General features: G+C 45.2%; 14 protein-coding genes. 2 read left to right on the top strand and 12 right to left on the bottom strand.

Features of this window, described 5'->3' with window-relative positions; all coding sequences use genetic code 11:
* Positions 1-3: 3 nt before the first annotated feature.
* From ASG93_RS30950 to ASG93_RS30905, 10 genes are all read right to left on the bottom strand, one after another.
* Entirely contained in the window at positions 4-891 is an 888-nt protein-coding gene (locus ASG93_RS30950; RefSeq protein WP_056838541.1) for a carbohydrate ABC transporter permease, read from the bottom strand.
* Positions 878-2,269 (bottom strand): ABC transporter substrate-binding protein, encoded by a 1,392-nt coding sequence (locus ASG93_RS30945; protein ID WP_063892000.1) that lies wholly within the window; start codon positions 2,267-2,269, stop codon positions 878-880. The genes ASG93_RS30950 and ASG93_RS30945 overlap by 14 nt, the downstream gene beginning before the upstream one ends.
* 116 nt (positions 2,270-2,385) lie before the next feature.
* On the bottom strand, positions 2,386-3,939 hold the full coding sequence (locus tag ASG93_RS30940; RefSeq protein WP_056838540.1) for a response regulator transcription factor: 1,554 nt from the start codon (positions 3,937-3,939) through the stop codon (positions 2,386-2,388).
* 6 nt (positions 3,940-3,945) lie between these two features.
* Positions 3,946-5,715 carry a sensor histidine kinase gene (locus ASG93_RS30935; RefSeq protein ID WP_056838538.1) on the bottom strand — a complete coding sequence of 590 codons (1,770 nt, stop codon included), beginning with the start codon at positions 5,713-5,715 and terminating at the stop codon, positions 3,946-3,948.
* Positions 5,716-5,872: 157 nt separating this feature from the next.
* Positions 5,873-7,909, bottom strand: coding sequence for a beta-galactosidase (locus tag ASG93_RS30930; RefSeq protein ID WP_082615206.1), 2,037 nt, complete (start codon positions 7,907-7,909; stop codon positions 5,873-5,875).
* 164 nt (positions 7,910-8,073) lie between these two features.
* On the bottom strand, positions 8,074-8,271 hold the full coding sequence (locus tag ASG93_RS30925) for a dockerin type I domain-containing protein (RefSeq protein WP_056838534.1): 198 nt from the start codon (positions 8,269-8,271) through the stop codon (positions 8,074-8,076).
* Positions 8,272-9,961: 1,690 nt separating this feature from the next.
* Positions 9,962-10,810, bottom strand: a complete 849-nt coding sequence (locus tag ASG93_RS30920; protein ID WP_056838532.1) for a copper amine oxidase N-terminal domain-containing protein — start codon at positions 10,808-10,810, stop codon at positions 9,962-9,964.
* A gap of 141 nt (positions 10,811-10,951) precedes the next feature.
* Positions 10,952-12,511 carry an ABC transporter substrate-binding protein gene (locus tag ASG93_RS30915; RefSeq protein WP_056838530.1) on the bottom strand — a complete coding sequence of 520 codons (1,560 nt, stop codon included), beginning with the start codon at positions 12,509-12,511 and terminating at the stop codon, positions 10,952-10,954.
* A gap of 61 nt (positions 12,512-12,572) precedes the next feature.
* Positions 12,573-13,472, bottom strand: coding sequence for a carbohydrate ABC transporter permease (locus tag ASG93_RS30910; RefSeq protein WP_056838528.1), 900 nt, complete (start codon positions 13,470-13,472; stop codon positions 12,573-12,575).
* Positions 13,473-13,499: 27 nt separating this feature from the next.
* Positions 13,500-14,417 (bottom strand): ABC transporter permease, encoded by a 918-nt coding sequence (locus tag ASG93_RS30905; protein WP_056838526.1) that lies wholly within the window; start codon positions 14,415-14,417, stop codon positions 13,500-13,502.
* Between the two features lie 254 nt (positions 14,418-14,671).
* Here ASG93_RS30905 and ASG93_RS30900 point away from each other — a divergent pair, with 254 nt between their 5' ends.
* Positions 14,672-16,246 (top strand): response regulator, encoded by a 1,575-nt coding sequence (locus ASG93_RS30900; protein ID WP_056838524.1) that lies wholly within the window; start codon positions 14,672-14,674, stop codon positions 16,244-16,246.
* Positions 16,243-18,030, top strand: coding sequence for a sensor histidine kinase (locus tag ASG93_RS30895; protein WP_056838517.1), 1,788 nt, complete (start codon positions 16,243-16,245; stop codon positions 18,028-18,030). Before ASG93_RS30900 ends, ASG93_RS30895 begins: the two co-directional genes overlap by 4 nt.
* A 50-nt stretch (positions 18,031-18,080) precedes the next feature.
* On the opposite strand, the gene ASG93_RS30890 is transcribed toward ASG93_RS30895, so the two are convergent.
* Together ASG93_RS30890 and ASG93_RS30885 are read right to left on the bottom strand one after the other, a co-directional pair.
* Complete coding sequence (locus ASG93_RS30890) at positions 18,081-18,407, bottom strand: L-rhamnose mutarotase (RefSeq protein WP_056838515.1); 327 nt, start codon at positions 18,405-18,407, stop codon at positions 18,081-18,083.
* A gap of 141 nt (positions 18,408-18,548) precedes the next feature.
* Positions 18,549-19,724 (bottom strand): MFS transporter, encoded by a 1,176-nt coding sequence (locus ASG93_RS30885; protein WP_056838513.1) that lies wholly within the window; start codon positions 19,722-19,724, stop codon positions 18,549-18,551.
* Positions 19,725-19,833: the final 109 nt, after the last annotated feature.

Here is a 19,833-nt window from a genome sequence, read left to right as displayed (position 1 = left end):
CTCCTAGCTTTCGTAATGAACCCAATATTTCGATGTTTTGAAAATCACTAAGGTAATGAGTCCGATTAGGATCAGCATGAACCAAGCCATGGCTGATGCGTAGCCCATTTCGAAGAAAACAAATGCTCGATGGAATAAATAGAGTGAATACAGCAAGGTATTGTTCAGCGGCCCGCCCTCACCATTGGAAATGATGTAGGCCGGGGTAAAAGTTAAGAAGCCTGAAATCGTTTGCAGGATTAAATTAAAAAGGATAATCGGACTTAACAATGGCAGAGTGATGTGTAAAAATTTGCGAATCGGTCCAGCGCCATCTACACTTGCGGCCTCATAATAAGTTCCCGGTATATTCTTAAGACCGGCAAGAAAAATCAACATGGAGGAACCAAACTGCCAAACCGAAAGCAGTACTAACGTGCCAAGCGCCGTTGCCGGGTAACCAATCCAAGATGTGCTGGTGTGGATGCCAATGTTTCCTAGAAAAGCGTTAATTAGCCCTTTATCCCCGAATATTTGGCGCCACATTATGGATACCGCTACACTGCCGCCAATTAACGACGGTAAGTAATACGTGGCTCGGTATAAACCAATTCCTTTTACCGCGCGATTCAAAAGCATGGCGACGAACAAGGCAATAATGAGTCGCATGGGTACGGACGTAAGTACATAAGTCAGTGTCACTCGGATTGAGTCCATGATTTTGTCGTCATCCGTGAACATTTTCTCGTAATTGGAAAGTCCCACCCATCGTGGAGCCGATAGCAAATCGTACTCGGTAAATGAGAAGTACAATGATGAAAACATCGGAAACAGCGTGAAGATCAGAAAACCCAGGATGAAAGGTGATACAAACACATAACCGACTATGTGATCATTTTCACGTAGTTTCATAGTTCCACTCCCTTACATTCGTCAATTTCTGTTTATTTGGGGAAGGCGGCTTGTATGAAGCCACCCATTTATTTCTGGCGAGAATTGCGTTGGCATCGTTCATGAATTTGGCTGCGGCTTCTTCCACTGAGAGCTTCCTATACAAGATTTGCTCTTGCATATCCCGAAGCAGCTTGCTCACCTCAGCAGCCCCTGGGGGATCCGGCGGATCCATAACACTGCTATTCTGCTGCGCCCAAGCAACGTAATCATAGACTTTCTGATCTGCCTCCGTCAGCGTGGGTTTCAAACCTTCCTTAACGGCAGCCGAAATCGGAATCCCGCGGTCTCCATTTATGAGCTTATTCGCTTCCAAATCATTAATAAACCAAGAAATAAATTTGGCTGCTTCCGTTTTCTGCTTCGAGCTTTTCGAAATGGAGAACAGCATCGTCGGCTTCAAGTAAAGCCCTTGCTTCGCATTCGGCCCAGGCAGCCCTATCATGCTCAATGACTTCTTAGCGGCCTCCTGCAGAGTAACGAATTGATTCGACCACGCCATCGTCATGAACCCATCGCCAAGGGCAACCGGATTCTCCTCCGGTGTCAATTTGGTTAACGACTCTTTATCCCAGTTCCGCATATAGCCGGCATCATACCATTTGAGATACATCGTGAAGTAATCTATAAAATATTGAGGATCGCTATAACCAAGACTCGTACCATCCGAGCTAAAATAGTGCTGATTTCGCGTACGCAAGTAGTAGGGAAAGAACTGGTCGAATCGCATATGATCGAGCACTTTGCCTTGTCCTTTCATTCGCTTGGCGATTTGCTCCAAATCAGACCAAGTCCAGTTCACAGGAATCGAAGCGATACCAGCCTGCTTCAGCTGATCTGCATCGAAGGTTGCTCCCATCGCATTCACCCCAAGAGGAATGCCGTAAAGCTTGCTGCCAATTCGTCCAGAGTCTATCATTTCCGCTGAGGCTGAACGAACATCTAGCGTTCCGTTATTCGTAAGCTCTGTTAAATCTTCCAGCTGATTCTTCGAGCTATATTGATTTAAGTACGAGATATCCATCTGGATAATATCCGGCAGTTGGTTGGCTGCGGCTTGCGGCGCCAGCTTTTTCCAATAATCATCGAAACCAGCATATTCTGTATCAATCTTAACGCCTGGATTCTGCTGTTGGTACAACTCTATCAACTTCAAGGTGTAGTCATGTCGGGCTTGACCACCCCACCACGCGATTCGAAGCTTAACATCACTTTTGCCAGTTTCTAACGTTCTTGGTGTACCTGTTCCCCCATTCGCTGATTGTTGACTCGAGCTGCATCCGATTACGGTTAACAACAACATGACTAGGAGCACGACTGGTATTGGTATGCGTTTCATAGTTAGCTTCCCCCTATGAGTCACCTGCGCTCCACACTTCTTATTATCAGCTTGGAAGAGCGAAAGTTGAATCTAATTTACCGCGATAAATGTTCAAAAATCAGTGAAAACAAGATCTATAACGTCAACTTCCTATACTCGGAAGGGGCACAGCCTGCGATCTTTTTAAACACTTGGGAGAAGTATTGCGGATTGTCGCCAAAACCTAGCTGTTCCGCTAGTTCGAACATTTTAACATCATCATGTTGTCTAATAATCTCCATCGCTTTCTTAATCCTTACGGTGACCACATAGTTAGAGAAACGTTCTCCCGTCTCTTTCTTGAACAATTTCCCCAGATAATCCGGGTTCATATACAGCATACGATGGGCTACCCAGTTAAGAGAAAGCTCAGCGTTGGCTAGCTCCGAATTAACAATATCAATAACTTTCTGGACAACTTGCGAATGTTTATTTTTATTATTTTCAAAGTTAATCTGCGTGATTTCGGATGCAATTTGTTTCAGCATATGGATGCTCGCTTGCAGGGTTTCCAGTTGAGATATTTGACCGATTAGCCCCATATATTGATTCATTTGCTCTTGCGCACATAGTCGCGTCATGGAAATAAATATTTGAATGACATACGACTTCGTCGTCTGAATATCTAGTCGGGAATTGGCTAATTGATCGTGAAACGCATCAATGCTCACATCTGCTTCTTCCCAATTGCCTGCCCGTATCGGGAACAGCATCCCATCTTCGTCATAGACGAAATCGGCTTTGCTTAGCAGGGTGGAATCCAGAATATCACGCAGCGTAATGAGTCCGCCTTCACCGAGATAAAAGCGATGGCCCAAACAATCGAGCGCTTGCAGATAAAGACGTCTCGCCTCTACGATATTTCCCGATTCACTTAAGGCGACTGTCGTGTCAATTTTGTAATAGAGCATAAAAATTCGCCGTATCTCTTTAATTTGCTCCTGTAATCGCTCCATGTCTTCCTGATCCTCAATCATTATCAAAATTTGTTCGGCAATGGTTGAGCTCAGCAGAGGTTCATCGAGAATGTCCTCAGCAATATTTTTCACGGCAAAAAGATGCTCATATTCGAACTTGTCTTCCAGACGGAAAAGCAATAAGCGCACTTTCTTCCCGCTAACCTGCAGCCCAAATAAATCCTGATAGTAATCCCAATCCCGGCTTCCATACGACTTATTCGTCACAAACTCCTTCAGAAACTGTTCCTTCACATGGGGCAGTACCTTTCGCAAATTCGCTTTCATCGACTGAATAAAGCCTTCTTTGCTCTCTTCCTGCTTATATTCCGCAGCAATTTCGCTTAACGCCTTCAGAATGCTGTTCTCGTTGCATGGCTTTAATAAATAATGCTTCACCCCATACTGCATGGCGATTTGGGCATATTCGAATTCATCGAAACCAGATAGCATAATGAACCGGATGTGAGAATGAGTTTCTTTTACTCGGGCCACAAGCCCGAGTCCATCCATGCCAGGCATGCGAATATCACTAATAATAATGTCGGGGGTATGTTCACATACGAAGGCGTAGGCTTCAACCCCATTTCGCGCTGTTCCAACTAACTGTGTATTCACCGATTGCCAGTCCACAATGGAAGAAATACCCTCCAGAATCATCCGTTCGTCATCAACTAACAGCACTTTATACATAAGCAGTTACCCTCTTTTCGTAATAGGAATACGGACTGTAATACGAGCACCGCCGCCCGCGCGATTATCCACTCGAACACCGAATTCATCGCCAAAAGAAAGCTTGATTCGTTCATCAATATTTTTCAAACCGATACCAGTACCTCTAGATTTCCGTTCTCCTGTCAGGATCTGCTCTAAATAAGCTTCATCAATACCAGGACCATTATCTTCCACGATGAGCAAAAGGGATTCTCCTTCTTCTCGGCCGATAATTTGGATGACACATGGATCTAGCATGACTTCTACTGCATATTTAATCGCATTTTCCAAAAGCGGCTGCAGCGTCAGCTTCGGTATACGGTTCGTTCTTAATGGTTCCGGGACATCGAGTCGAAAATCGAGCCGTTCTTCAAATCTGACCCTTTGAATCGTAATATAATGCTGCACAAGCTGAATCTCTTCTTCCAAGGAGATGATATCCTGCTTCAGGCTAATCGACGAACGGAGCAAATAACCGAGGGATTCAACCATTTGGGACACTTGCTTCTGCCCATTCATTTTGGATATCCAGTTGATTGATTCCAGCGTATTGTAAAGAAAGTGCGGATTGATCTGCGCCTGCAAGGAACGAAATTCGGTTTCTTTGATGATCAACTGTTTCGTGTAGTTCTCTTTGATCAGCTCTTGAATACGCACCAGCATCATGCGATACGTACGCTGCAGCAAGCCTACCTCATCCATCTGCTGTGATAATGGTGCGAGCGTTGGCAGTTCGGAATTCTCTAGATCACTAATTTGCAGGCCGCGCATGTTGGTAATTAAGCCTTCTATCGGTCTTGTTACGCTTCTTGCAACCGTCATCCCAAACCCAACAAGGAGGAAAAAGCTAAGCAGGAATGCGGCAATCATCCAGTTTTTCATCAAAATAATATGATAAAAGATGGTTTGGAAGGGCAGGGTGTTGTAATACGTCCAGCCCAAATAACCAGAGTGAATATGGGATACGAAATATTTCTCTCCGTCCTGTTCCATAATGCGAAAGCCCTTGGATGCCGGCTCCGCTGGATTGCCCTCACTAAGCAAGGATTTCAAGCTAGCTGCGCGTGGGTAAACCAAATTCCCGTCCGATACAATGACGAGCTCGCCGTCCCTCGTTACGGCTTCTCTTGCATATTGGTTAACAATTTTGTCTAAGTTCACATGCAGTACCAAGGTGCCCAGCTTGTTTAACTCCAATTTGTCGAAGGAACGAATTTGTCTGGCAGCAATTAAACTGTAATCCTGCGCGTCCGGGTTCACCCACCCCAGGGTGCCATTGCCTCGGTCAGCCGTCGTTTGGATAAGGTCTCTCCGCTCTGATGAGAGCGTTGTCAAATTTCCGCTGGAATAGCTGCTTCCCTTCACATCGGTTATATCTGCCGCAATGATATACGTCTCAGAATTAATGTATTGAACGAGCCGATCCACAAGCTTAGCACGGGATTGGATACGATTGTAATCAGATTCATCCGCGTTCATCACGATCAAATTTTGCTGGATTTGTTCATCCGACATGATGCTAAAGGTCAATCGTTCCACTTTGTTTAACTCGTTCTCAATCAAAGTAGATGATAGATTCAGAACTTGAGATGATTTCTCATAAATTTGCTGATCATAGATCGAATAGGTAATTTGGAGCCCCACCAATGAGATGCAAGAACTGACAGCCATAGATATTGTAATTAGCAAAAATAGCTTCGCTTTAATACGCAGATTGCGTATTTCATTAAACCACTTGCTTAGGCTTGATTTCATGCAACGTCACCACTTTTCTTCGCTGAATAAGGTTCATGCTGGAGAGAGTCTTCGTGATGAAGGTTCCAATTCCCTTTAAGTGTAACAAAAAAGGATGCTGGAATTAGTAACCAGACATCCTCTTATGTTGATGAAATTAGGCACTCTCCAACGAATTTTAGCGTTTGCTTCTCTTCAGTATCCGAACTCCGTAAGGCTGGAGCTGTAAGTTAGAACCGATCTTCACAGAAGACGCTGAATCCGAGGCTAGCATGTCTGTATATGCCTGTTCATCTAGTGTAATGGCGTGTGTTTTACGGCTAAAATTCATGAGGAAGATGAACTCATTCACACCGTCCGTACGAATTTGAGCTGTTACCTCTGCAGGCAGGTCTGTTTGTAGGGCACTATCGATACCCGCTTCTTTAAGGATCTGCTTATAGAAAATGCTCTGGAAAGTTTGATCCGTACGAGATGCAATATAGTAGGCTTTGCCTTTACCAAATGCATTGACTGTCAACGCAGGTCGACCTGCATAGAAGTCATCACCATAGACGGCAAGAGTCTCTGCACCTTCTGTATGAATCAGCTCGCACAGCTCACGAACCACGTATTCACCTGTGAATTGTAGCGCGTTGCCCTCCTTGAAGAGGATACGATTCACTTCATGATCATGCAGTCCGTCGATCTCCTCCGACCAGATGCCCAATGTTTTGCGAAGTGGTCCCGGGAAGCCGCCTTGGAAGCACAGGTCATTCTCATCCACGATACCAGACCAGTAGGTAGTGACGAAGGTTCCCCCATTCGCAACAAACTGTTCGATTCGCTCTCCGAAGCCCGGACGTACCAAATATAACATTGGAGCGACAACAAGCTTATATTTGCTGAAATCACAGTCCATATCGATAACATCGACAGGAATACCTTGTTCCCAAAAGGCACGATAATGGCTTAATACCGTTTGCTCGTATTTGATTCCCATATTGCGAGGTCCTTGCGAATCCTTAACGGCCCAGCGATTTTCCCAGTCGAAAATAAGGGCTGTTTGTGCGGGCACTCGTGTCCCGATGAGATCTGTCAGCTTCTCCAGAGCAACGCCAAGCTCAGCTACATCTTGAAATACACGCGTATGCTCATGACCAACGTGATCAATCACCGCTCCATGCAGCTTCTCGCTGGCTCCTCGGCTTTTGCGCCACTGGAAATACTGAACAGAGTCAGATCCATGTGCCACTGCTTGCAAAGAAGACAGTAGATGCATGCCCGGCTTCTTCAGCTTCGAGACAGGCTGCCAATTCGTTAGGCTCGGTGTACTTTCCATTAACAGGAAAGGCTTACCGCCCCCAAGCGAGCGAAACATATCATGGTTAAGCGAGAACCATGCGGCTAGATTGCTCTGATCTGCCGCATCATGCCAAGTTGGATAAGCATCCCAAGAGATGACATCCAGAACATCGGCGAACTTCCAATAATTAAGACCCTCGTAAGCGTCCATGAGATTCGTCGTTACGGGCAGCTCGGTATTTTCCGCCTTCAGCGGAGCAATTTCATGACGGCAGAAATCAACCGTTTGATCCGTCACGAACCGTTTCCAATCCAAGTTCATCGCATGGACCAGATTCTCGCCGTGCGGTGCAGGAGACTCAATCTGGGACCAACTCGTATACGTATGGCTCCAAAATGAAGTCCACCATGCCATGTTCAGCGCATCCAGCGTTACGTATTTGCGCTTTAGCCATCCGCGGAAAGCTTCCTGACAATAGTCACAGTGGCATTCCCCTCCATATTCATTGGAGATATGCCACCCCACTACGGCAGGATGCTGCGCATAGCGCTCAGCCAACCGTTTGTTCATGATCGTAACCTTCTCCCGATAAACCGGTGACGTATAGCAATGATTATGACGCGCGCCGAATAAATTGCGCACCCGGTTAGGGCCTACCCGCAGCACCTCCGGGTATTGCTCCGCCATCCATGCCGGTCTGGCGCCACTTGGGGTAGCCAACCACGCATAAATGCCGTCGGCCGCGAACGTGTCCAATACACGGTCGAGCCAATCGAAGGTGAACACACCTTCCTCCGGCTCAAGCGCTGACCAAGCAAAGATGCCGACAGCCATCACATTACATTTGGCCAGCTTCATCATGCGAATATCTTCTTCCAGCACATGCGGATCATGCTGCCACTGATCAGGATTATAATCGGCCCCGTGCATGAAGACGGGTAATTTCGGGCTTATTGGCGGATATTTCTGTGACAAGATGATCACCTCTAGGATAAATGTATGGTCTCATTTCAGGTTCATTGCATCCAAGTGTAACAGGTTCATCAGCACAAAAATACCCGATAAATTATCGATTACCCGTCATTTTTTTCGATTTACGCTCGAACCATTTGTTCAACCAATCGCTGGAGATCGGCTATATCAACGTGTCCATCGTTATTTATGTCGGCTTTAACTGCCGCTTCCCAATTCGCTGTTCCCGCTGTCGCTTGTAAGTAATAAACAACCAAAGCCAAATCAGCAACATTTACAACTTGGTCAACAAAGAAATGTGAGCACTTTCTATTTATCACCTAAATGTTACCAACATCTGTTATTCAAAATAACCCGCTAAAATATCGATTACCTGTTCATTCTATCGACCTATATAAATGGCCTAGGCGATCCTTTTGGACGCCCTCCCAATTTGCTCCAAGCTATGTTGTATTTTGTGCAACAATAAGCTCGTTTCGCCACGTTATCCTCTCGAATGTTGCAGTAAATACAATTATTTCTCTCAAAATTAGCTCCATTGGAGGAAATAAGGCTAAATTGTTGTACAGCATACAACTTTGGCAGATTTGGTGAGAAGAAACCCATGAAATTGTTGTACTGCGTACAACAATCGCTCCTCTAAGCCAAAGAAAGGACTTTCAAACTAGACCACTAACCCCTCAACTCGCCCAAACCAGTAACCAATAACCAGAAGCAAAATCACTCAGCATAAAAATTCACTACAACTATCCAATCAAGGATAAACGACTCCGTCGTCCTTCAGGGACGAGCGCGTTTGTCAAGGTAGATGAGAAGCAAAAGTATAAAACTTATACTTTCTGGCTAAAAAACTTGGCTTTTACAAGTTTAATAGGGTTAAGCTTCGCCTCCCCTTCCGAGACGCCCCTATATGACTTCTCAGGACCCAAAACCCGCTAAATCGCCTTCTCTTAGCAACTGAGACGTCCTTTTCAGACGTTTCGCGCTCCTTTAGCTCCATTCGGTCCTCCGAGACGCCATTTTCTGCCTTCTCAGGACGCAAAACCCGCTAATCCACCATCTCTCAGAAGCTGAGAAGTCCTTTTCAGACGTTTCACGCTACTTTAGCTCCATCCGGACCTCCGAGACTATTTTCTGCCTTCTCAGGACGCAAAATGCCTACTTTACCTGAGCAGTTACGGAGGTTCCGGACGGATCCTCCCATTCTAAGCGTGTTTTCTCACTATCAAGTCACTTCCACACGTTCCCCACACTTTAGCGATGATTACATCCCTTTCCACGGCGGTCCAATAAATAAGAGGTAAGCTTCTTCTCCTACACCACACTCTAACTAAAAAAAGCCGCATGCTCCGGAAATGAATTTTCGGAGCATGCGGTGTATACTTCACGACCTGATAAATGGATAATTTACTTAAAGTTAAGCAAAATTACAATAGGATTTTTTGAAAGAAGCACTACCTTGTGCGCTAGCGTCCGGTGGCGACCGATCCGACGACCTTGCGCACAATTTTTGTGCGCTAGTGCCCGGTGGCGACCGATCCGACGACCTTGCGCACAATTTTTGTGCGCTAGCGTCCGGTCGCGACGGATCTGACTACCTTGCGCACAATTTTTGTGCGCTAGCGTCTGGTCGCGACGGATCTGACAACCTTGCGCACAATTTTTGTGCGCTAGCGTCCGGTCGCGACAGATCTGACGACCTTGCGCACAATTTTTGTGCGCTAGCGTCCGGACGCGACAGATCTGACGACCTTGCGCACAATTTTTGTGCGCTAGCGTCCGGTCGCGACGAATCCGACGACCTTGCGCACAATTTTTGTGCGCTAGTATTCCTTCTCTCCATACTACCAAATTCATAAAAATAATTAGAAAGGGAGTATCCTCATGCTCTACCTCGAAACTTATACTTTTAATGTGAAAAAAAGATCCGCCTCCTGATAACAGGAAGCGGATCCCTATTCAAATTTCGCAATCAATGATTAGCTTGGTTCAGCATGCGTTTGGTCCGACTTAATCTTCGTAAATCACGACAGACTTCGTTTCTTCTTCCCATTTAACTGTAGCCTTTAGAGCTTCGCTAATGAAACGAACCGGTACAACCGTGTTGCCTTCAACGATGGCCGCAGGAACTTCCAAAGTTACTTCTTTACCATCTACAGTAGCTTTCGTGCTATCGATAAAGAGCTTCACTGTAATTCCGCCACGAGTAACCGTTACAGAACGTTCCTCGGCGTTCCATGTTACTTCAGCTTTTAGCGATTCGGAAATCGCACGGAACGGTACCAATGTGCTGCCATCTTTAATGAAAGGATTAACTTCCAAAGTAGGCTCCTCACCATTCACATACAAGAGGACGCCTTTTTTCCCTAGTTTTTCATAAAGCTTGCCCAGTTTCTTGTAGGAATTCAAGTTCTTTAAGTTCGCTTTTACAGCTTCCTTTTGAACATAAACCGCATCGGTTACACTACCCTGCTCGTCCAATACATCGGCAACAGCAGAAAGAGCAGCATCTCGATCTTTAATCGCATCAAGCTCAGCCTTTAATTCGTCACTAATGTGAGCACCGTAGTTAGTCAAAAGTAGATCAGCAATAACAGCTCCGGCTGGCTTGTCCTTTACATTCTCGAGCGCTTTAAGAAGTCCTTTATACCCGTTTTTGCCTTCATTGCCATAAGTGTCGGTAGTTACAGTTGAATCTGCACCTCCATTAACCTTTACATTCAGTTCAACTGCAGGTTTGGACGAATCTGCTTTATCAGCATTATTGCCATTATCGGATTTTGCAAAGGCAGATCCTGTCATAAGGCTAGTTACAACAACGCATGTTGCTGTGATCATCCATGTCTTGTTCATTTTCATAATAATTACTCCTCTGTTGTGATTTATTAACTCCCTTAACATACTTCGACATCTTTCCTATTTTTGGAGGGGTCGGGTACGTTCAAAACTAATTTTTTAAAAATCCGCCCCCTGACAACAGGAAGCGGACCTCTCTACAACTTATTTTTTCGCAATCAACGGATTGGCTTGATTCTGCATTTCACCGACTACTTTATCAATACCTGCCTGCTTCAACTTATCATTAAATACTTTCAAACCATGCTTATCATCGTTCGGATCAACTAAACCGTAGAAGAGCGGCTTGCCGTAAGTCTCCATTACGTTGCTAACAGCGGCAACTTCATTTTTCACTTTGGTATCATCAAACGTAAAAGTCTCTAATGGATGGTTGACAGTCACTGTCTTTTTCCAGTTTTCTGTGAATTTTTGCGTTTCAGCAGCTACTGTGGAATCCAAACGCTCATGCAAGGAGTTCCATCCCCATGGATCTGTACCAGACGGAGGGAAATCAGCAGATGCAGGAAGTGGTTTGAACTGATCGTTGCCTACAGGCTCGTAGTGCTTGCCTTTAATCCCGTAGTTCGTCAGGTCATGAATTTCCGGATCATAACGGAGTAAGTCAATCGCCATTAAAGCGCGTTCGTAGTTTTTGGAACCTGCATGGATGGACATCCCGTTATTGATAAACGGATTGGAGAGACGTTTTTTGTCTGGACTCAGATCATACAGCTCCACTTTCCAATCTGGATGTGTGGTTAGCATTTCGGATTTTGCACGCAATAATGTTCCTAAATTCCATTCTACGGAAGCTAATTTACCATCTTTGAATGCTTGTGTTTTATCGACTTTATTGGCAATGGCATCTCGGGACCAAGCACCTGTTTTTTGGGTATCATTCATTTTCTTAGCAAAATCAGCGAACTCCTGTGTATCTACATAGTTGAACAGTTTGCCCGAACCATCCGTTACTTTATACGCAACGGGCAGTTGAGGAACGACGAAGTTCCACTCATTCGGCTGTACCAACTCAATCGCATTAAACTCACTCACACCGATACTCGGTTTGAAATCCTTCTCTTTCTCCGCAACCGTTTTCAAATAAGTCACATAGTCATCATACGTTTTCAGCTCCGACAAATTGTACTTTTGACGCAAGTCGCCTCGGATACCGACCATATGGTAACTGTACTCGAAATTGTTTTGTGGAATCATATAAATTTTACCGTTGATTTTCGCTTGCTCCCAAGCTACTTTTGGCTCTTCCGCCCATGTTTTCGGTGCAAACTTCTTAATCATATCTTCTGTCAATTCCATATAGCCGTTTTTCGTAGCTTGCTGCGCATAGTAGGACCATGTGGCCGAGAACACGAGATCGAAATCCTCGTTAGCTGCGAACATAAGCGGATATTTCTGTTGATACTCGCCCCAATCTAGGAAGCTAACATCCAGCGTCGCATTAATCTTTTGCTTCATCAATTTATTGACTTCACCATAAACCTCATCAAAAGCCTTTGGCTTGGAACCCAGCAAAACCATTTTCAGCTTTACTTCTTTACTTGTATCAATACCTGTACTAGCCGTTGCGGAAGCGCTTGCTTGAGGTGCCGCAGATGTACCCGGTGTCGGTGCTGCCTCTTTTGTTCCACAAGCTGTAAGAACTGTACCCATTACGAAAAGTGATGCTAGACTGAGTTTAGCAAATTTCTTGGTGTATGCCATTTTTTTCTCCCCTTATAAAAGATAGATAATTTATGATAACCGGGAATTTGAATTCCCGGGGTTATCCTTTTACAGCTCCAACAGTTAAGCCTTGGACGAAATAACGCTGAACGAACGGATACAAGAAGATGATCGGTCCAGTTACGAGAATGGCCAGCGCCATTTTCAAGCTTTCACCAGGCAATTCCGTAACTTGCATACCGGTAATAGCCATAACCTTGCGAACTCCTTCGAGATTTCCCAGCATTTTATAAAGTAAATATTGCAGGGTATACAGTTTCTCATTCTGTACAAACAGCAAGGAGTTAAACCAATCGTTCCAATAATTCAGTGCGGTGAACAGCCCAATCGTGGCCAGTCCTGGCTTCGCCAGAGGTAGAATTAAACGGATAAAGATCGTGAAATCCCCTGCTCCGTCAATCTTCGCAGATTCCGTAATTGCGTCCGGTATGCTTCGTAAAAACGTTCGTAAGATGATAATATAGAACACATTTAAAAGCGGTGGCAAGAGAAGCGACCAGAAGGTATTCTTCATGTGTAAATAGTTAACCATTAAGATGTACCAAGGTACAAGTCCGCCATTAAAAAGGGTTGTGAAGTAGAAAAAGAAGGAAAATCCGCCTCGCCACTCAAAATCCTGACGTTGAAGGACATACGCAGCCATCGCTGATATGAACAGTCCCACAATCGTCCCCGTTACGGTTAAAGCAATCGTCAACAGGTAAGAGCTAACAAATTGCTGAGGATGTTTGAGTGCAAAAGCATAGGCATCCCAAGAAAATTCCTTAGGCCATATTCGAAAGCCATCACTCGTAATCGAGGATTCGCTCGTTAACGAGCCGCTAATAATAAGTATAAAAGGAATTAAACAAGCTAAACTGATCAAACTGATAAATACATAGCCGATGAAATCCAGCATCCTCTGATCGATGTGACTCTTTTTAACACTCGTCGTACTCATAGGTTCACCCCGCAAATTGCATTCTGTTTAAAATAAGGCATTCTCTTTATCCGACTTACGCACAAGGAAATTTGTTACCATAATGGTCGCAAAACAGAGGATGGATTGATAGAAGCCAATCGCTGACGACATCCCGATTTCATTGTTGACCAGAAGTGAACGATACACATACGTGTCAATGACATCCGTCGTTTGATACAGCAAACCATTGTTGCCCACAAGCTGATAAAATAATCCGAAATCTCCTCGGAAAATACCGCCAATCGCTAGTAGAACAAGAATTGTTATAGTTGGACGCAAGGACGGAATCGTAATATAGCGAATCCTTTGAAACACATTGGCGCCGTCAATTTCAGCAGCTTCATACGTTTCACGGTCAATACTCAGAATGGATGCCATGTAAAACACTGCGCCATAACCAACTGCTTTCCACGCTGAGAAAAAGACGAGAATATACTTCCAATATTCAGGAGTTGTATAAATATCAAGCTCAGGAATATGTAAGGAGCGAAGCAGTGTGTTCACAGTTCCATGCTCGTAATTGAATAGATTGTACGCTACAGCACCAACCACGACCCAGGATAAGAAATACGGTAGAAACATAAGGGTTTGCGCCGTTTTGCGAAACAGTTTCGAGCCGATTTCGGCCATCAGGATCGCCACCACAATTTGCAGCACATTATTAATAAGGATAAAAGCGGCATTGTAAAGCATCGTGTTCCGCGTGACTTTAAACGCATCACCCGTCATGAAGAAGAATTTGAAGTTATCAAATCCCACCCATGGTGAGTTCATAATGCCCAAATCATAGCGGTACTGCTTGAACGCAAGCACGATACCGGCCATCGGTACATAGCTGAAAAGCAAGAAGTAAAGGACTGCCGGAGCAATCATGAACAGCAGTGTTTTCTTTGACTTGAGTCGATACAGGAGTCCTGTTCTCATCTTTATTCGTTCCCCCATCCGGTTCTAGTTGTCTCTCCTGTTACTAAATTAACAGGTTCCATGCAGCGTAGTAACCCGACAAAATATCGATTCCCTGTAACTTTTGCAGATAGCCCCTAAGATAGTGGCTTTGCTTTCTAATATGCGCTAATCTTAAGCTACACTAGGATAAACGATTCCGCCGTCCTCTAGGACGAGCTCGTTTAGGCTTACATCATAAGTTTCTTTGAAAATTCTTGGGGGCGATTTTAACTATGAAACTTCTTTTCGCAGAGGATGAAAAATTCACGAGAGAAGGCATTCGTAAGTCGATTGAATGGGAGGAGCTCGGGATTAAAGAGGTTGTTGAGGCGGTCGATGGTCTTGAAGCTGTTGCTATCGCTGAGCAATTCCAACCGGACATTGTGCTGACGGATATTCGGATGCCGCGCATGGACGGCATTGAACTTGCCACTCACCTTCGCCGCAAGTATCCACTTTGCAAAATTGTATTTATGAGCGGTTACGCAGATAAAGACTACTTAAAAGCAGCGATATCGTTGAAAGCAGTCAGCTATGTAGAGAAGCCGATTGATATCGAGGAGCTGGAAGAAGCGTTGCGAAACGCAATAGCCATATGCTTGGAAGAGCAGCGGCACTTGGCGAACGATGCGGTAGCCAGAGATAATAAGAGCTATATCAAGCAAGAAGCAGCTCTCCAGCTCATTCGCGGGGGATTTGACGAGGAATTGCTAATTAAGCGACTAATGGCCGTTGGATTCGAGGCATCGCTTCAGTCTCCGGCCGTTACGATCTTGGCCAAGTTAATCACGCCGCAACCAACCAAAGAAATCATCAGTTCCACTATTGAATCAGCATTGACCACCTTCGAAAACCCGATCTTGTATGCACTGAAAGATGACAATCATGTTATCCTTCATTTATTTTCGAGCGGCATAGAGCCTTTAGAAAGCAGTGGATTGCACCACGTTTGTTACGAGCTCTCTTCTGCCTTAAAAAAGGAATTTCATTCCTTCTCCGTTGCCGCGGGGAAAATAGTTCCTACCGCTAAACGGCTGCAGGAGTCATATACAAGTGCTGTCCTTCGTCTTCAGGAGTCATTTTTTCATAAACCATGCTCCGTCATTCTGCATGACAGTTATGGCGGCGACGTGCATTCTGAGCATTATCAAGCGCCGGCTGATTTATTCAACAGGTTTCAAGAAGCACTTGTTGAAGAGAACTTTGAAGACATTTCCCGTTTATTGTCCACGGTCGCCACAGACATTCACAAGCATCCTGGAACGCTAATTGTAAGCGTCAAAGAGCTCTATTATCGTTTTGCTTTGGAAATGGATAAATTTGCTCGCAGCCGAAATGTCATCCTGTTCGATGTCTCGGAAGAAAATAATGTGCCGTGGAAGCTTATTCTGGAATGTCACTTCCTAGATGATATCCACCAGGTAATCATTCAGAAGCTGGATGAGCTAAAGCAATCCTTCCGAGAACGCGGGAACGGAACCATGTCATCTGCCAGCTCGCGGATCATTCGTTACATTCATCAGCATTTTGCTGAGGATAACTTGTCTGTTCAAGATGTCAGTGATCATATGCAAATGACTGCCTCGCATCTGATCTCGATTTTCAAAGAAGCAACTGGCAAAACCATTAAGCAGTACGTCACCGAATACCGGATGGAAAAGGCGAAGGATTTGCTCCGAAATAATCGCTTGAAAGTACTCGACGTCGCTTCACAGGTGGGGTTTAAAGATGGGGAGCATTTCGCGAAAATATTCCGCAAATCTACGGGGATGACACCTTCCGAGTACCGGGAGCGCTGCCAGCTATGATGTTTACTTTGATTCAAACGATACGCAAATGGCTGTACAACGCGAAATTGCGGCATAAAATCATGGTTACCTATTTGCTGCTGATTATGATTCCGCTTGGCTTCTATCAATTCATTGCTTCGGATAAAATGTCAGCCATCATCATCAATCATGTGACGTATTCGGCCAAGCAGGGCTTCGACCAAACCTATTCGTTCCTCAGCTACCGCGTACAGCGAATTGCTGAAACGACGAATATTCTGGTTTCAAACACAACTATTTCTGAAATCTTAATGGACACGAGTATCACACAGAATATTAATCGTGAACTGCAAGATTATAGTAATTTGAAGCAGCTACTCCGATCCATGCAGGATAGTCTTGATATTTCACGGGTCATCCTCTATGTGCCGAAGGCGTTTATTTTCTCCAACGAATCGGAAAATTTCCTGCCTATCGAACAGACAGTTGACAGCCCTTGCTTTGCTCGCTTAAATGAACTGCATGCCAAATATTTATGGTGCTCGCCTCCGGAATTAGGTTCTAACGCTACCCATGATAACTCCTCCCTCTATGTGGTTAGGAGCATTCTGGATCCAAACAATTATTCCGTGCCCATCGGCCAGCTGCGTGTGGATGTACAGGCGGAGACACTGCGCTCCATGCTTAAAAAAGCCAACGTGGTGAAGAAAAGCGCCACCTTCTTAGTCGACCAGAATCATCAGATCGTGCTTGCATCTGAACCTATGACCCTATCCGACTTTACCCTGCCGAATAGCGCCAGCGACGCGGTTACGATGAATTGGCAAAGCAAAAATAACTATTATTTATACCGTCAGCTTCCTTCGAATTGGGGCATGGTGACGGTTATTCCACTAGATGAAGTCGTTCAGCAGAGCCATGAGCTGCGCAATGACTTGCTAGTTATTTTGCTAATTGTTAGCAGCCTTGCTTACCTGTTAGCCTATTTATTCTCCTTCTCGGTCACAAGACGTATTTCACAATTAACAAGCCGTTTGCGAGATGTACAGAAAGGTAATCTGATCGCACTGGCTCAGACGCAAGGTAAAGATGAAATTGGAGAGCTGATTCAGACCTACAACTACATGATTGAACAAATTAGCTCTATGAATAAAGAGCACTATCGATTAGGACAAGAAGTAAAAAATGCGGAGCTGAAAGCACTTCAATCGCAAATCAATCCACACTTCCTGTATAATACGCTCGACCTCATTAACTGGATGGCTGACAGCGGTCTTAACACAGACATCAAAAAGGTCGTCAAGGCGCTAGCCCGTTTCTACAAAGTCAGCTTAAGCAGCGGGAAAGATATTATTTCGCTCCGTGAGGAACTAAAGCATGTTTCTTTTTACGTACAGATTCAGAATATCCGATTTGAAAATAAGATTGATTTTCAGATCCATGTGCCGGAGGAGCTGTTAGATAACGCGATTCCGAAGATTACTTTGCAGCCCATCGTAGAAAATGCGATCCTGCATGGTATTCTTGGCCGTACTCACCGTGAAGGTACGATTATGATTAGTGGCGCTAGGATTGATGATAACATTCACCTTATTATCAAAGACGACGGAGTTGGCATGCGCGCCAACCAGGTCGAAGACATTATGACGGGCACGAGCCGCAGCAAAATTAGCGGCAGCGGATACGGCGTCAAAAACGTCATTGAGCGCATTCGCCATTATTTCGGAGAGCCGGCGAATTTGACGTATCGGAGCGTTCCCAGCGAGGGTACGGAAGTGGAAATTACGATTCCGGTTACACCGGGATCAGAGATGCCAGGATAGAAATAGAAAGAGCCATAGGAAGCTGCTGCTTTCCATGGCTCTTCTTCTATCTATTTCAAATAAAACACTTCACGCATCGGTTGGATTGGCACCGCTTCGCGGAAGTCGAAGGAACCGACGACCATCTTCGAAGTAATCGCATTCCATCGATTACAAGCTTCGCTTTCTGCTAAATAAGCGAAAGCAGCTTCTACATCATCACACAAGAAGCAATAAAAAAATTGAGCTCCATTTTGAAAAATCGAGTAATCCCTAATCCCGGCTTTCGTGTGCTCTTCCATAATTTCCGGCCATGGAGCCAGATGCATAGTCACGTATTCCTCTAAATCTTCTTCACGTATTGTCCATGTCCATGCGAATTTCCCGCTATTCGTCATATGGTCACCCTTCCCCCTTAACATGCAATCAATTGTACTTTACCGCGACAACTTCGTCTCGTCAATAACATCATCGCCTAAGCTTTTATAAAGAAAGACGACAGCCAATAAGGGCTGCCGTCTCTTGTTGCATAATGGTTATTATTCAATTTTACGGGATGCGCCAATGAACCAAACGAGAAAAGCGTAGCATATTAGTGCAATAAAGCCATAGCCGCCGAACACATCATACTTTGAAGCGAAGTAGCCGAAACCAAGACCTGCGAGCGTGTGCACGAGATTCTCTCCTAACGATTGGAAAGAATCGATCGTCGCCCGCATCGAGGAAGTGGTTCGGTGATGCAAGTAGCCAGAAGCGATTGGCTCCATCACGCCAGAGAACAAGCATATAATGAGCATTGCTGTGAGGCCGACGAAGTCCTTACTTATGGAAACATAGGTGAAGCCGACAGCCAAAATAGCCATGATAAAGAAAATCAGTGTCCTGTAGCTGAACATACGAATCAGCGCGTGTGCCATCAGATTTCCTGGGAGCTGCAGCAGCATGATCGCAGCGGATAACACGCCGAAGTATACAACCGGTATACCCAATCTGCTCACGTATAACTGCCAGAACTCTTCAATATACCCCATCGCGGCGCCTGTCACCATGGCTGAAAGCATCACTAGGGAGACACTTGGGTTCGTTCGGAAAAAGCGCAGGGACATCGCGATATATGTCTTGAAAGGAATTGCTTCCTCGACAAAAGCGCTGTCTTCGGCAGCCGGTTCAATCAATAGCAATGAGATGGCCAAGGCGATTAGCGCGCTCCCGAGTGATATCCAATAGTTCAGCTCGAGGCCGAATTTACTTGCGAGCAAGCTTCCGCACAAGGCGGCGAGTATGGCGGATACGAAGTTACAGGCATTCAATCTGCCCAGTTGTTTTTCGAACGAAGAAGCCTTGCCTTGCAGCATTAAGGAGTCATAAAGCAGAGCATTTTCTGAGCCGCTGCTGGCCGAGTGGCTCACGCCCGCCAAGAGAACAACCAAGACAAAGTGCCAGAATTCCGTCGCATAAAGTAGAATCAGAAACTCACAGCACGCCAAGAGGGCGCTTAGTACTAGCATCCTTTTTCGGCCCCACTTGTCGGCTATAATGCCGGTCGGAATCTCCAGCAGGACGATAGTCAGGGCGTAAATAATTTCGGTATAAACGACCATCTGAATGGTCATACCCCGCTCCTCCCAGAATAGCCTCTCAATGACGTAGGCAGGGATAAGGCTGGAAAAGAAGCGGAGTGCAAATAGTTTTTGAAGATTGGCTGTGTAGTCCATGAAGGAGCTCCTCTCCTAAATCTGATTGGCTGATTAGGCTCAATCAAATCAGGGGGCGCTCGCGGCGGACTAGCGGTTACGTCTTAGCAGGGAGGTCGTGCGAAAGCTA

Origin of the sequence: Paenibacillus sp. Soil787, from assembly GCF_001429545.1 — a bacterium.
Classification (GTDB): Bacteria; Bacillota; Bacilli; order Paenibacillales; family NBRC-103111; genus Paenibacillus_E.
This window is presented reverse-complemented; position numbering and strand designations above follow the sequence as displayed.